Source organism: Paraburkholderia sabiae (assembly GCF_030412785.1).
In the GTDB taxonomy this organism is placed as follows: Bacteria; Pseudomonadota; Gammaproteobacteria; order Burkholderiales; family Burkholderiaceae; genus Paraburkholderia; species Paraburkholderia sabiae.
Genome location: NZ_CP125295.1, coordinates 6,494,006 through 6,507,169 on the forward strand (window position 1 = coordinate 6,494,006; position 13,164 = coordinate 6,507,169).

A 13,164-nucleotide genomic window follows, 5' to 3' on the forward strand; every position below is an offset into this window, starting at 1 on the left:
TGACTTAAATGGATTTGCGCGAAGATGCCGCGAGATCGCAGTGGCGCGCGACTCAGATGTCGAGCGGATCGACTTCGATGCTCCACCGCAGCACGCCTTTCATCGTGCGCAGCAGCGGTTGCCAGGCGCGCAGCGTCGCCTGCAGCGCGGCGCGCGACGCACTTTCGACCAGCAATTGCGCGCGATGCACGTGCATCACCTTGACGATGGTGAGCGGCACGGCGTCGTAGACGGTCACACGGCTCGCAGCGGGAATCTCGGATAGCGCCGCCGCTGCCTGCTGCAGAAAGGTGAGCGCGGCATCGAGCGTGCGACCTTCGGCGCGCAGCATCCCCTGATAGACGAACGGCGGCAGATGCGCGTCGCGCCGTTCGGAAAGCGTCGAATTGGCAAAACCGACGTAATCCTGGCGAGCGAGCGCGTGATACAGCGCGTGCGTCGGATAACGCGTCTGCACGAGCACTTCGCCGGGCAGACCGGCGCGGCCCGCGCGGCCGCTCACCTGCATCAACTGCGCGAATAGGCGCTCGCTGGCGCGGAAATCGTGGGAAAAGAGCGCCGTGTCCGCGTTCAGCACGCCGACCAGCGACACGCGACGGAAATCGTGTCCCTTCGCGATCATCTGCGTGCCGACCAGAATGTCGACTTCGCCCGCGTGCACGTCCGAGAACAGCGCCTGCGCGCTGCCCTTGCGGCGCGTACTGTCGGCGTCGATGCGCAACACGCGTGCGCCCGGCACCGCACCGGCGAGCGCTTCTTCGATACGCTGCGTGCCGCGTCCGAGCGGCGCGATATCGACATTGCCGCATTCCGGGCACGAGCGCGGAATGCGTGCTTCCCAGCCGCAGTGGTGGCAGCGCAACGCGCGTTCCGGCTTATGCAGCACGACGTAGGCGCTGCATCGCGGGCAGCCTGCAACCCACCCGCATGCATCGCACGCGAGTTGCGGTGCGTAGCCGCGACGGTTCAGGAACACGAGACTTTGCTCGCCGCGTTCGAGTCGCGCTTTCAGCGCCGCGATCAGCGGGCCCGACAGACCTTCCACCGATGCGCGCCCACGCCGCCGTTCGTCTTCCAGATCGACGAGCCGGACGGTCGGCAGCACGGCATCGGCGACGGCGCGGCGCGACAACGTGAGCCGCTTGTAGCGGCCCTGATCGACCTGCCACCAGCTTTCCAGCGAAGGCGTCGCCGATCCGAGTACGACGGGAACGGCAAGCTGCTTCGCACGCCAGATCGCGAGATCACGCGCGGAATAGCGCAGGCCTTCCTGCTGCTTGTAGGCGGGATCGTGTTCCTCGTCGACGACGATGATGGCCAGATGCGGCAGCGACGCCATCACCGCGAGCCGCGTGCCGAGCACGATGCGCGCGCGGCCCGTGTGCGCGGCGAACCAGTTGCGGGCGCGCTCACCTTCGGCCAGGCCGCTGTGCAACGTGACGATTTCGGAATCGTCCATCGACGCGAAACGCGCGCGAAACGCCGCCTCGAACTGCGGCGTCAGATTGATTTCCGGCACGAGAACGAGCGCCTGTGCCTGCGGATTAGCGGCCAGCAATCCCGCCAGCGCGCGCAGATAGACCTCGGTTTTGCCGCTGCCCGTCACGCCGTGTAGCAGGAACGGGGCGAAGCCCTGTGCTTCGCGGATCGCTTCGACGGCGGTCGTCTGTTCGTCGGTGAGCGTCGGCAGCGACGCGTTTTGCGGCGAGTGATCTAGCGACAGACGAGGCGCAGCGGGATCGATCACGTCGAGCGCGACCCAGCCTTCGGCTTGCCACGCCTCGAGCGTCGCGGTGGCCTTCGCGTGAAGCGCGCGGGCGTCGACCGCAGGCAGCGATTCGGTTTCCGCCAGCGCCGCCGCCAGGCGACGCAGCGCGGTCGCGCGTGCAGGAAGCGCATCGGGCAAAGCGGCGCGACCGGCCGGCAACAGACGATAACGCTCCTCGGGTGCGAACAGGCGCGTCCAGCGCGCCGCGTCGCGCAAGGCCTGCGGCAGCGCGGGCAGCGCGACTTCGCCGATGCCGCGCTGGTAGTAATCGGCGGCAAATTGCGCGAGTTGCAGCCAATGTTTGGACAGCGGCGGGCAGGCCGTGCAAATACTGTGGACCGATTTCAGCCGGTCGGCGGGCACATCACTGTGAGCGGTCACTTCCATGACGAGCCCCACGATGTGCCGCTTGCCGAACGGCACGCTGACGAGCATGCCCGGCGTCGGCGCCAAAGCGGCGTCGCAGCGGTAATCGAAGAGCGTCGGCAGCGGATGATCGAGCGCGACGCGGACGTAGGTGTCGGTCAGCGCTTCGACCTGCATGAACGATGTCGGCAGAGAGAGTTATTCACAGGCTCGATGCTGCGGCCGCCAAACTTAAAGTAAAACTTCAATTTCGGCGCTAAGTTTTGAATTTGCATCGACAATTGCGCCCAGCCTCGCCTGCCTGTGGATAACTTTGTTGAGAACTCAGCCCGGATGGCCCGCAGACCGCGTCAAACGGGCCTCTGTGTGGGATAGCGCACATTCGTCTTAAGAACCCGGAAACCCTTATCGCTTAAGGCACAGACCAGATTTCTACGTACTTTTCAAGGCACCTGCGACGATCCATCCCTCTACCGCGCCGCAGCGTGACAAATGTGCATAAGTCAAGTCTTGACAACGCGAAGAGGGCCTCGGGGCGGCCTGTGGAACGCTATTTTCCCCTTTGGCCGCGAGCCCACGTCGCTGCAATGCAACACAAACGTCACAATCCGGAATCGGTTCAGACTGTGCCTGTGCCGCTCGCCGCGCGGATTGCGCGGCTGTGCCGATGCACTTCATCGACCAGCTCGGCCACATGCTCCGGCGGCGTGAACTGGGAGATGCCGTGGCCGAGATTGAACACGTGCCCCGGATGATTGCCGAAGCTGTCGAGCACGGCGCGCGCTTCGATGCGGATCGTCGACGGCGGCGCGAACAGCACGGACGGATCGATATTGCCCTGAAGCGCGACTTTTCCGCCGACACGTTCCCGCGCCTTGCTCAGATTCACCGTCCAGTCGAGACCGACCGCATCGACGCCCGTCGCGGCAATTTCTTCGAGCCACAGGCCGCCGCCCTTCGTGAAGGTGATCACAGGCACTCGGTTCCCTTCGTGCTCGCGCTTCAGCTGACTGACGACCTGTTGGATGTAGTGCAGCGAGAAACGCTGATAGATGCCGTCAGCGAGTGCGCCGCCCCATGTATCGAAAATCATCACGGCTTGCGCGCCGGCCTCGATCTGCGCGTTCAGATACGCGGCAACGGCTTTCGCGTTGACGTCGAGAATGCGATGCATCAGGTCCGGACGGGCATACAGCATCGACTTCACGGTGCGGAAATCGTCGGAACCGCCACCTTCGACCATGTAACAAGCGAGCGTCCAAGGACTGCCCGAGAAGCCGATCAGCGGCACGCGCTGACGGCCTTGCGCGTCGGTCAGCGCGCTGCGGATCTGGCGCACGGCGTCCGTCACGTAGCGCAGCGTGGCGTCGATATCGGGCACGGCAAGACGCGCGACATCTTCCTCGGTGCGCACCGGGCGCGCGAACTTCGGCCCTTCGCCGACCTGGAAATCCAGGCCGAGACCCATCGCATCGGGGATCGTCAGGATGTCGGAGAAGAGAATCGCGGCGTCGAGCGGATAGCGGTCGAGCGGCTGCAACGTGACTTCCGTCGCGTAATCCGGGTTCTTCGCGAGCCCAAGAAAGCTGCCCGCACGGCTGCGCGTTGCGTTGTACTCCGGCAGGTAGCGTCCCGCCTGGCGCATCAGCCAGATCGGCGTGTACTCGGTCGGTTCGCGCATCAACGCGCGCAGGAAGGTGTCGTTGAGGAGGTTGTGGGCCACGTTGCTCGCGACTGAAGAAGGCAAAAGCGCATTTTACCTGCTGAGCGTCCGACGACGCCTGCGTAATCCTGGCAATTGCTGTTTGTCCTATGCCTTTAGAACAATGGTCACGGATAGTCGCGCGGACTATGATCGATTCCGTTGCATCACGATAAACAACGATAAAGGAGACTCAATGAAAAAAGCCACGGTGGTTCTTGTCAGCGCGCTGTGCTGTGCCGGCGCGGTCCATGCGCAAAGTGCCGCACCTGCGGCGACAGCTGCGTCTGCGTCTGCACCTGCGACTACGTCGAGACTGGATGAAATCCTCGCTCGGGGCACGCTGCGGGCTTGCACGACGGGCGACTACAAGCCGTATTCGTTCTACAGGCAGGACGGCAAGTTCGAGGGAATCGATATCGACATGACCGAGTCGCTGGCGAAGTCGCTCGGTGTGAAAGCGGAATTCGTGAAGACGTCGTGGTCGAATCTGATGAACGACTTTGTTTCGAAGTGCGACGTCGGCGTCGGCGGGGTGTCGACCACGCTGGATCGACAAAAGAAGGCATTCTTCACGGTCGCGTACCAGATCGACGGCAAATCGCCGATCGTGCGTTGCGATGACGTCGACAAATACCAGACGGTCGCCCAGATCGATCAGTCGTCCACACGCGTGATCTTCAATCCGGGCGGTACAAATGAGCGATTCGCGCGGCAGTTCTTCCCGCACGCGAATCTCACCTTGTACCCGGATAACGTGACCATCTTCAAGCAGATCCTCGCCGGCAAGGCCGACGTGATGGTGACGGACGCGTCGGAAACCTTGCTGCAACAGAAACTCAACCCGGGTCTCTGTTCGGTGCACCCCGACAAGCCGTTCCAGTACGGGGAGAAGGCGTGGCTGGTGCCGCGCGGCGATGTGGTGTTTCAGCAATATGTCGACCAGTGGCTGCACCTCGCGCGCGCGACGGGTGAATACCAGTCCATATCCGACAAATGGCTGAAATGACGCCGAGTTTGTGACGGCCGGGCAGTCGCACTTACCGATTCATTCGGGCGGATGCCGGAACGCGCGTCGACCGTGTCGGCGCGCTCGCCCGATGCGACATAAGTCCGTTCGGGACGGTCGGTTAATGCGGCGGCGCAACATGTGCTTGCGTCGCCGGCAAACGGTAGTTTCAAACGCGTAAGTGCGGGATCCGTATGAGTATTTGACCTCAACGATCCCAGAGCGCCAAAAGAGCGGAGCAACAGGTGGTTTCGGCGATATAGCGCACCGCAATATACGTTGCGAACGGTCGCGCGAAAGCTGTTGGAATCGACTCGAAAAGTATCGGTAATAATTGCTGGATGCACTTTTCTGCTTTGCAAAAAATCCCTCAGCGCCTTATCTGACGGGCGTTACAACCTGAAACACTTTGTTACCGCGCGCGCCGGGTAATTCGCCCACAATGCCTTTCACGGGTTCAGCAAGGATGCGGCCGGGTAGTAGTGTCTGCGGACACATTCCAAGGCCGGTCGACGCAAGCGTCGAAGCTCTTCCAAGGGGCATCTCTGCTGGAGTCGTGATCGGCGTCGATCGCGCCGGTTGTCGATTCCTCCAATGGTCTCCTCGCGCTAACCCCGTAGCGTGTGGTTTTTAGCGGGCTCCAGGCCCGCTTTTTTTTTGCCTCGCCAAACGTTTGCGCATCATCTAGCTGCCGTGCGCGAACAGGCACCCTTCCTCTCAAAGCGAAACGCCGTGTGACATGCGCACGGCGTTTTTGGTTTTGCTTCGGGAAGATCCAAACCGGTGAATCAGGCGGTCTTGTCTTCCTTCAGGTGAAGCTCGTCGATCATTCGCTCGCGCATCACGAATTTCTGGACTTTGCCCGTCACCGTCATCGGCAGCTCGTCGACGAAACGGATGTATTTCGGAATCTTGTAGTGCGCGATCTGGCCTCGGCAGAATTCCTGCACCTCTTCGGCCGTCAGATACTCGCCCGCGCGCAACACGACCCACGCGCACACCTCCTCGCCGTACTTCGCGTCCGGCACGCCGAACACCTGCGCACTCTGAATTTTCGGGTGGCGGAACAGGAATTCCTCGATTTCGCGCGGATAGATATTTTCGCCGCCGCGAATCAGCATGTCCTTCAGACGACCGACAATGTTGCAATAACCATCGGCATCGATCGTCGCGAGGTCGCCGGTATGCATCCAGCCATCGACGATGCTTTCCCGCGTCTTGGCTTCATCGCCCCAATAGCCCTTCATCACGGAATAACCGCGCGTACAGAGTTCGCCCGTTTCGCCGACGGGCACGATCTCGCCGAGCGGATCGACCACCTTCACCTCCAGGTGCGGCTGAATCCGTCCGACTGTGGTGGTCCGTTTGTCCAAAGGATCGGTTGTCGAGCTTTGAAAGGACACGGGACTCGTCTCAGTCATTCCGTAAGCGATCGTGATTTCCGCCAGGTGCATTTGCGAGACGACGCGCTTCATCGTTTCGATCGGACACGGCGAGCCCGCCATGATGCCCGTGCGCAAGCGGGTGAGATCGAACGTCGAAAAATCCGGGTGATCGAGTTCAGCGATGAACATGGTCGGCACGCCGTGCAGTGCCGTGCACTTCTCTTCGGAGACAGCTCGTAGCGTCGCGCCCGGCTCGAATGCTTCGCCCGGGAATACCATCGCGGCGCCCACGGAGACGCACGCCAACACCGCGAGCACCATGCCGAAACAGTGATACAGCGGCACCGGAATGCACAGCGAGTCTTCTTCCGTCAGCCGCATGGCCATCGCGATATAGCGCGCGTTGTTGACCACGTTTCGGTGCGTCAGCGTCGCGCCTTTCGGGTTGCCGGTCGTGCCGCTCGTGAACTGGATGTTGATCGGGTCGTTCGGATCGAGCGTCGCGCCGATTGCGTCGAGTTTCGCGGGATCGAACGCGGCACGGCCGCGCTCGACGACATCCGAAAACGTCAGCATGCCAGGCGTTTCGGTGTCGCACATGCGGATCACGATACGTAAATCGGGCAAGCGTGCAGCGTGCAGATCGCCTGGAGTAGCCGTCGCCAGTTCCGGCGCCAGTTCCTGAAGCATCTGCAGGTACATCGACGACTTGAATTTTTCCGCTGAGATGATCGCCTTGCAATTCACCTTGTTCAGCGCGTATTCGAGCTCGGCGAGACGATATGCGGGGTTGATGTTGACGAGCACAGCGCCAATGCGCGCCGTGGCGAACTGCGTCATCAGCCACTCGACGCGATTCGGCGACCAGATGCCGACCCGATCGCCCTTCTCGATCCCCAACTCCAGCAAACCGGCTGCCAAAATATCGACTTCTTGCTGAAACTCCCGCCAATTCCAGCGAATTTCCTGCTCACGGAACACCACTGCGGGGCGCTCAGGAAAGCGCGTTGCCGTGTCGACGAGAAACTGCCCGACGGTCGACTCGCTGAGCGGCACGTCGGTCGAACCGCGCACGTACGAGAGTCCGCCTTTCGGTTCGATGAGTGCACCCTCTCCTGCAGCTTGCGTTGCCATGATCCTGTCTCCAGAGGTGAATCCGAGTATTGAGATGACTTTGCGACCGATTGTGCCCCGGCGCCGATTCAGCCGGCATCAAGTCTTACCCGCAGCTTTCTAGCTGTTCCGGGCGTCGGTATGATTTTGCTGACCTTTCCGTAAACGTCAAGTAGACGATAAAAAAAGCAGCCACGAGGGCTGCTTTCGATTGCGCTGCTTATTGCTGTCCGCGCAGCTTGCGCAGACGCTGGATCGCGGCCAGCTGAGCCGTCGCATACGCCAGTTCCGCTTGCGCAGTGGCGTATTCGAGGTTCGAGCCGGTGTTTTGCAGCGCTTCTTCTGCGCGCTTGCGAGCCTGCTCGGCCTTCGCTTCGTCGAGATCCTTGCCGCGGATTGCCGTGTCGGCCAGAACCGTCACTGCGCCCGGTTGGACTTCGAGAATGCCGCCGGCGACGAACACGAACTCTTCTTCGCCGTTTTCCGATTCGATGCGCACTGCACCCGGACGAATCCGCGTGATGAGCGGCGTGTGGCCCGGCAGAATGCCGAGTTCGCCCGCTTCGCCCGGGAGCGCAACGAACTTCGCCTCGCCCGAGAAGATCTGCTCTTCCGCGCTGACGACGTCTACCTTGATGGTTGCCATATGTGTCGACTCCTGAGGTGAGTGTGGTTCGCGGACCTCGGCCACTCAGCCAAAGTCCGCCGCAAAACACCCAACCTTTACTGGATCTTCTTGGCCTTTTCGAAGGCTTCGTCGATCGTGCCGACCATGTAGAACGCCTGCTCTGGCAGGTGATCGCACTCGCCGTCGACGATCATCTTGAAGCCACGGATCGTTTCCTTCAGCGGCACGTACTTGCCCGGCGAGCCTGTGAACACTTCAGCGACGTGGAACGGCTGCGACAGGAAACGCTGGATCTTACGAGCGCGCGCGACCGACAGCTTGTCTTCCGGCGACAGTTCGTCCATGCCCAGAATCGCGATAATGTCGCGCAGTTCCTTGTAGCGCTGCAGCGTCTGCTGAACGCCACGCGTGATGTTGTAGTGCTCTTCGCCGATCACGTGCGGGTCGATCTGACGCGAGGTCGAATCGAGCGGGTCCACTGCCGGGTAGATACCCAGCGAAGCGATGTCACGCGACAGAACGACGGTTGCGTCCAGGTGGCCGAAGGTCGTAGCCGGCGACGGGTCCGTCAAGTCGTCCGCAGGGACGTACACGGCCTGAACCGACGTGATCGAGCCCGTCTTCGTCGACGTAATACGCTCTTGCAGCTTGCCCATTTCTTCAGCCAGCGTCGGCTGATAGCCCACTGCGGAAGGCATACGGCCCAGCAGTGCCGACACTTCCGTACCGGCCAGCGTGAAACGGTAGATGTTGTCGACGAAGAACAGAACGTCGAGGCCTTCGTCACGGAAGTGCTCAGCCATCGTCAGACCCGTCAGCGCGACGCGCAGACGGTTGCCCGGCGGCTCGTTCATCTGGCCGTACACCAGCGCGACCTTGTCGAGAACGTTCGAGTCCTTCATTTCGTGATAGAAGTCGTTCCCTTCACGGGTACGCTCGCCCACGCCCGCGAACACGGAGTAACCGCCGTGCTCCTTCGCGATGTTGTTGATGAGCTCCATCATGTTGACGGTCTTGCCCACGCCAGCACCGCCGAACAGACCCACCTTGCCGCCCTTTGCGAACGGGCAGATCAGGTCGATAACCTTGATACCCGTTTCGAGCAGTTCCGTCGACGGCGACAGTTCGTCGAACGCCGGAGCCTTCTGGTGGATCGAACGCGTCGTTTCGCTCGTGATCGGGCCAGCTTCGTCGATCGGACGACCCAGCACGTCCATGATGCGGCCGAGCGTCGGCTTGCCGACAGGCACGCTGATCGGCTTCGCCGTGTTCTTGACGATCACGCCGCGGCGCAGACCATCCGACGAACCCAGACAGATGGTACGGACAACGCCGTCGCCCAGCTGTTGCTGGACTTCGAGCGTCAGTTCCGAACCTTCGAGAATGAGCGCGTCGTAAACCTTCGGCATGGTTTCACGCGGGAATTCCACGTCGATCACCGCGCCGATGCACTGTACGATCTTGCCTTCTACCAAAGCAGTAGTACTCATCGCTTTTCCTTTAGATACTCAATTCTTCACTCGCGCAGGGCGCAGTTCCGGTGGACTCGCCTGATGGCGCTTCCGCGTGTCGACGTCAGCGTCAGACTGCCGCGGCGCCACCGACGATTTCCGACAGTTCCTTCGTGATCGCTGCCTGACGGCTCTTGTTGTACACGAGCTGCAGTTCGTTGATGACCGTCTTCGCGTTGTCCGAAGCGGCCTTCATTGCGACCATACGTGCCGACTGTTCCGACGCCATGTTCTCCGCGACGGCCTGATAGACCAGCGCTTCGACATAACGCACCAGCAGTTCGTCGACGACGGTCTGCGCGTCCGGCTCGTAGATGTAGTCCCACGACGTTTTCGGCGTCGGGCTACCGCTCTCGTCCTTGCGCTCGAACTGTTCCGTCGACAGCGGCAGCAGCTGCTCGATCACCGGCTCCTGCTTCATCGTGTTGACGAAGCGGGTGTACGCGAGATACACAGCCGAGACCTTGCCTTCCGAGTACATGTCGAGCTGAACCTTCACCGCGCCGATCAGCTTCTCGAGGTGCGGCGTGTCGCCCAGTTGCACGACGTTCGACACGACCTTCGCGCGCAGACGGTTCAGGAAACCCAGACCCTTGCCGCCGATTGCCGTCGCTTCGACCGTCTTGCCCTGACCTTCCAGCTCCTTGAACTTCTGGAGCGAAGCGCGCAGCACGTTCGTGTTCATACCGCCGCACAGACCCTTGTCAGTCGTGACAAGGATGAAGCCCGTCGACTTCGCACCTTCGTTCGACACCATGAACGGGTGACGGTACTCGGGCGTCGCACTGCTCATGTGCGCAGCGATATCGCGGACCTTTTCGGCGTACGGGCGAGCAGCGCGCATGCGCTCCTGAGCGCGGCGCATCTTCGATGCGGCCACCATCTCCATCGCTTTCGTGATCTTGCGCGTGTTTTGCACGCTCTTGATCTTCCCGCGAATTTCCTTCATTCCAGCCATTGCTTGCTCCTTGATCGAAGCAGCACAGATGCGCTTTCACGCGCCCATGCTGCTTCAAGGTCCGTTTATGCCTTGCGGATCACTCGCGGATCAATAAGCGCCCGACTTCTTGAAGTCCTTGATCGCGGCGTGCAGCGCGCTTTCGTCGTCCTTCGACAAGTCTTTGTTGTCTTCGATGCGCTTGACCAGGTCAGCATGCTTCGACTTCAGGAAATCGCGCAGGCCCTTTTCGAAGGCCAGAACTTGCGACACTTCCAGATCGTCGAGGTAGCCGTTGTTCGCTGCGAACAGCGACACCGACAGTTCCCACACTTGCAGCGGCTGATACTGCGGCTGCTTCAGCAGTTCCGTCACGCGGCGGCCGCGCTCGAGCTGCTTGCGGGTTGCTTCGTCGAGGTCCGATGCGAACTGCGCGAACGCTGCCAGTTCACGGTACTGTGCGAGGTCGGTACGGATACCGCCCGACAGCTTCTTCACGACCTTCGTCTGAGCCGCACCACCAACGCGCGACACCGACACGCCGGCGTTAATTGCCGGGCGGATACCTGCGTTGAAGAGGTCGGTTTCCAGGAAGATCTGGCCGTCGGTAATCGAGATCACGTTCGTCGGAACGAATGCCGTAACGTCGCCTGCCTGCGTTTCAATGACGGGCAGTGCCGTCAGCGAGCCGCTCTTGCCCTTCACTTCGCCGTTCGTGAACTTCTCGACGTACTCTTCCGAGACGCGAGCAGCACGTTCCAGCAGACGCGAGTGCAGATAGAACACGTCGCCCGGGTAGGCTTCACGGCCCGGCGGACGGCGCAGCAGCAGCGAGATCTGGCGATATGCCCAAGCCTGCTTGGTCAAGTCGTCATAAACGATCAGGGCGTCCTGGCCGCGGTCGCGGAAGTATTCGCCCATCGTGCAGCCGGCGTACGGTGCGAGGTACTGCATCGCTGCCGATTCCGAAGCCGAAGCGGCGACGACGATCGTGTATTCCATCGCGCCCGTTTCTTCGAGCTTGCGAACCACGTTCATGATCGACGAAGCCTTCTGGCCGATCGCGACGTAGATACAGATCAGGTCTTTGCCCTTCTGGTTGATGATCGCGTCGACAGCGACGGCCGTCTTGCCGCACTGGCGGTCGCCGATGATCAGCTCGCGCTGGCCACGGCCGATCGGCACCATCGAGTCGATCGACTTCAGACCCGTTTGCACCGGCTGCGACACCGACTTACGCCAGATCACGCCCGGGGCGATCTTTTCGATCGCGTCCGTCATCTTCGCGTTGACGGGACCCTTGCCGTCGATCGGGTTGCCCAGTGCGTCGACCACACGGCCGATCAGCTCCGGACCCACCGGCACTTCGAGAATGCGGCCCGTCGTCTTGACGATGTCGCCTTCCGAGATGGTTTCGTACTCACCCAGAATCACGGCGCCGACCGAGTCGCGCTCGAGGTTCAGCGCGAGGCCGTACACGTTGCCCGGGAATTCGAGCATTTCGCCCTGCATCACTTCCGACAGGCCGTGGATACGCACGATACCGTCGGTCACGGAGATCACGGTGCCCTGGTTGCGAACGTCTGCGCTCGCTTCAAGGCCCTGGATCCGGCTCTTGATCAGCTCGCTGATCTCAGAGGGATTGAGTTGCATTATTCGCTCCTGATAGTCAATTCTGTTGCGTGCCAGCCGCCACAACCACGTGAGGGCTTCAGGCGGTCAGAGCCGTCTGCATGCTGGCGAGCCGCGCGCGGACCGAGGTATCGAGCACTTCGTCGCCGACCGTCACGCGAACGCCGCCGATCAGCGACGAGTCCACCTGGACCGTCGGCTTCAGCTTGCGTTTGAATTTGCGTTCGAGGCTTGCGACGAGGCCGTCCAGCTGCGCACCTTCGAGGGGGAATGCGCTGACGATCAACGCATCGGCCGCACCTTCGCGGGCGTTCTTCAACTCTTCGAACTGCGTGGCGATTTCCGGCAGAAGCGGCAGACGATGATTGTCGACCAGCATCTGAACCAGATTCTTCGCTTGCGCATTGTCCTTGAGCGGCGATTTCACCGCGGCCAGCAGCAGGTCGCTGATCTGGGCACGGTTGACTTTCGGGCTCGAGGCAATCGACAGCACTTCGGGCAGACGCGCAACCTGTGCCAGCTCCTGCACGAATTCGGACCACGCGGCGATGTCACCAGCTTCGGCCACGCCAAACAGCGCTTCTGCGTACGGACGGGCGATGGTTGCAAGTTCGGCCATGATCAGAGCTCGGCTTTGAGTTGATTCAGCAGGTCGGCGTGAGCCGCCTGGTCGACTTCGCGCTTCAGGATCTGTTCGGCACCCTTCACGGCGAGCGCGGCGACTTCGCCACGCAGCGCTTCGCGCGCCTTCACGATCTGCTGGTCGGCGTCAGCCTTTGCCTGAGCGATGATGCGCGCAGCTTCGGCTTGAGCCTGTGCCTTGATTTCGTCGGCGACCGCGACGGCACGCTTTTCGGCGTCAGCGATACGCTGCTGGCCTTCGTTGCGAGCCTGCGAGAGTTCCTGGTCGACGCGCTTGTGCGCGGCTTCGAGTTCCAGCTTGCCCTTTTCAGCGGCCGAAAGACCGTCAGCGATCTTCTTCGAGCGCTCGTCGAGGGCGTTGATCAGCGGCGGCCACACGAACTTCATCGTGAACCACGCGAGGATCAGGAACACGACCATTTGCGCAAACAGGGTTGCGTTGAGATTCACGGTGTTTCCTTAAACGTTGCT

10 protein-coding genes are annotated in these 13,164 nt (G+C 61.5%); 1 reads left to right on the forward strand and 9 read right to left on the reverse strand.

Features of this window, described 5'->3' with window-relative positions; all coding sequences use genetic code 11:
• Positions 1-52: 52 nt before the first annotated feature.
• Both QEN71_RS29260 and hemE read right to left on the reverse strand, forming a co-directional pair.
• Positions 53-2,311 (reverse strand): primosomal protein N', encoded by a 2,259-nt coding sequence (locus QEN71_RS29260; protein WP_201648836.1) that lies wholly within the window; start codon positions 2,309-2,311, stop codon positions 53-55.
• Between the two features lie 442 nt (positions 2,312-2,753).
• Positions 2,754-3,857: a uroporphyrinogen decarboxylase gene (gene hemE / locus QEN71_RS29265; RefSeq protein ID WP_201648835.1), complete on the reverse strand. Its 1,104-nt coding sequence runs from the start codon at positions 3,855-3,857 to the stop codon at positions 2,754-2,756.
• Between the two features lie 175 nt (positions 3,858-4,032).
• Here hemE and QEN71_RS29270 point away from each other — a divergent pair, with 175 nt between their 5' ends.
• Positions 4,033-4,845: a transporter substrate-binding domain-containing protein gene (locus QEN71_RS29270; RefSeq protein WP_201648834.1), complete on the forward strand. Its 813-nt coding sequence runs from the start codon at positions 4,033-4,035 to the stop codon at positions 4,843-4,845.
• A 788-nt stretch (positions 4,846-5,633) separates the two neighbouring features.
• Here QEN71_RS29270 and QEN71_RS29275 read toward each other — a convergent pair.
• The 7 genes from QEN71_RS29275 to QEN71_RS29305 all read right to left on the reverse strand — a co-directional run bounded on the left by QEN71_RS29275 (position 5,634) and on the right by QEN71_RS29305 (position 13,143).
• Positions 5,634-7,364, reverse strand: coding sequence for an AMP-binding protein (locus tag QEN71_RS29275; protein ID WP_201648833.1), 1,731 nt, complete (start codon positions 7,362-7,364; stop codon positions 5,634-5,636).
• Between the two features lie 199 nt (positions 7,365-7,563).
• Positions 7,564-7,989: a F0F1 ATP synthase subunit epsilon gene (locus QEN71_RS29280; RefSeq protein ID WP_028364002.1), complete on the reverse strand. Its 426-nt coding sequence runs from the start codon at positions 7,987-7,989 to the stop codon at positions 7,564-7,566.
• A 77-nt stretch (positions 7,990-8,066) separates the two neighbouring features.
• A complete protein-coding gene (atpD, locus tag QEN71_RS29285) occupies positions 8,067-9,461 on the reverse strand; it encodes a F0F1 ATP synthase subunit beta (protein WP_201648832.1) in 1,395 nt (464 codons plus the stop codon).
• Positions 9,462-9,552: 91 nt separating this feature from the next.
• On the reverse strand, positions 9,553-10,440 hold the full coding sequence (gene atpG, locus QEN71_RS29290; protein ID WP_201648831.1) for a F0F1 ATP synthase subunit gamma: 888 nt from the start codon (positions 10,438-10,440) through the stop codon (positions 9,553-9,555).
• Positions 10,441-10,530: 90 nt separating this feature from the next.
• On the reverse strand, positions 10,531-12,072 hold the full coding sequence (gene atpA / locus QEN71_RS29295; RefSeq protein ID WP_201648830.1) for a F0F1 ATP synthase subunit alpha: 1,542 nt from the start codon (positions 12,070-12,072) through the stop codon (positions 10,531-10,533).
• A gap of 58 nt (positions 12,073-12,130) precedes the next feature.
• Positions 12,131-12,670, reverse strand: a complete 540-nt coding sequence (locus QEN71_RS29300; RefSeq protein WP_201648829.1) for a F0F1 ATP synthase subunit delta — start codon at positions 12,668-12,670, stop codon at positions 12,131-12,133.
• Positions 12,671-12,672: 2 nt separating this feature from the next.
• On the reverse strand, positions 12,673-13,143 hold the full coding sequence (locus QEN71_RS29305; protein ID WP_012402379.1) for a F0F1 ATP synthase subunit B: 471 nt from the start codon (positions 13,141-13,143) through the stop codon (positions 12,673-12,675).
• Positions 13,144-13,164 lie beyond the last annotated feature (21 nt).

Coding starts and splice junctions, on each gene's coding strand:
- QEN71_RS29260 (WP_201648836.1), bottom strand. CDS start 2,311: ATGCAGGTCGAAGCGCTGACCGACACCTACGTCCGCGTCGCGCTCGAT.
- QEN71_RS29270 (WP_201648834.1), top strand. CDS start 4,033: ATGAAAAAAGCCACGGTGGTTCTTGTCAGCGCGCTGTGCTGTGCCGGC.
- QEN71_RS29275 (WP_201648833.1), bottom strand. CDS start 7,364: ATGGCAACGCAAGCTGCAGGAGAGGGTGCACTCATCGAACCGAAAGGC.
- QEN71_RS29280 (WP_028364002.1), bottom strand. CDS start 7,989: ATGGCAACCATCAAGGTAGACGTCGTCAGCGCGGAAGAGCAGATCTTC.
- atpD (WP_201648832.1), bottom strand. CDS start 9,461: ATGAGTACTACTGCTTTGGTAGAAGGCAAGATCGTACAGTGCATCGGC.
- atpG (WP_201648831.1), bottom strand. CDS start 10,440: ATGGCTGGAATGAAGGAAATTCGCGGGAAGATCAAGAGCGTGCAAAAC.
- atpA (WP_201648830.1), bottom strand. CDS start 12,072: ATGCAACTCAATCCCTCTGAGATCAGCGAGCTGATCAAGAGCCGGATC.
- QEN71_RS29300 (WP_201648829.1), bottom strand. CDS start 12,670: ATGGCCGAACTTGCAACCATCGCCCGTCCGTACGCAGAAGCGCTGTTT.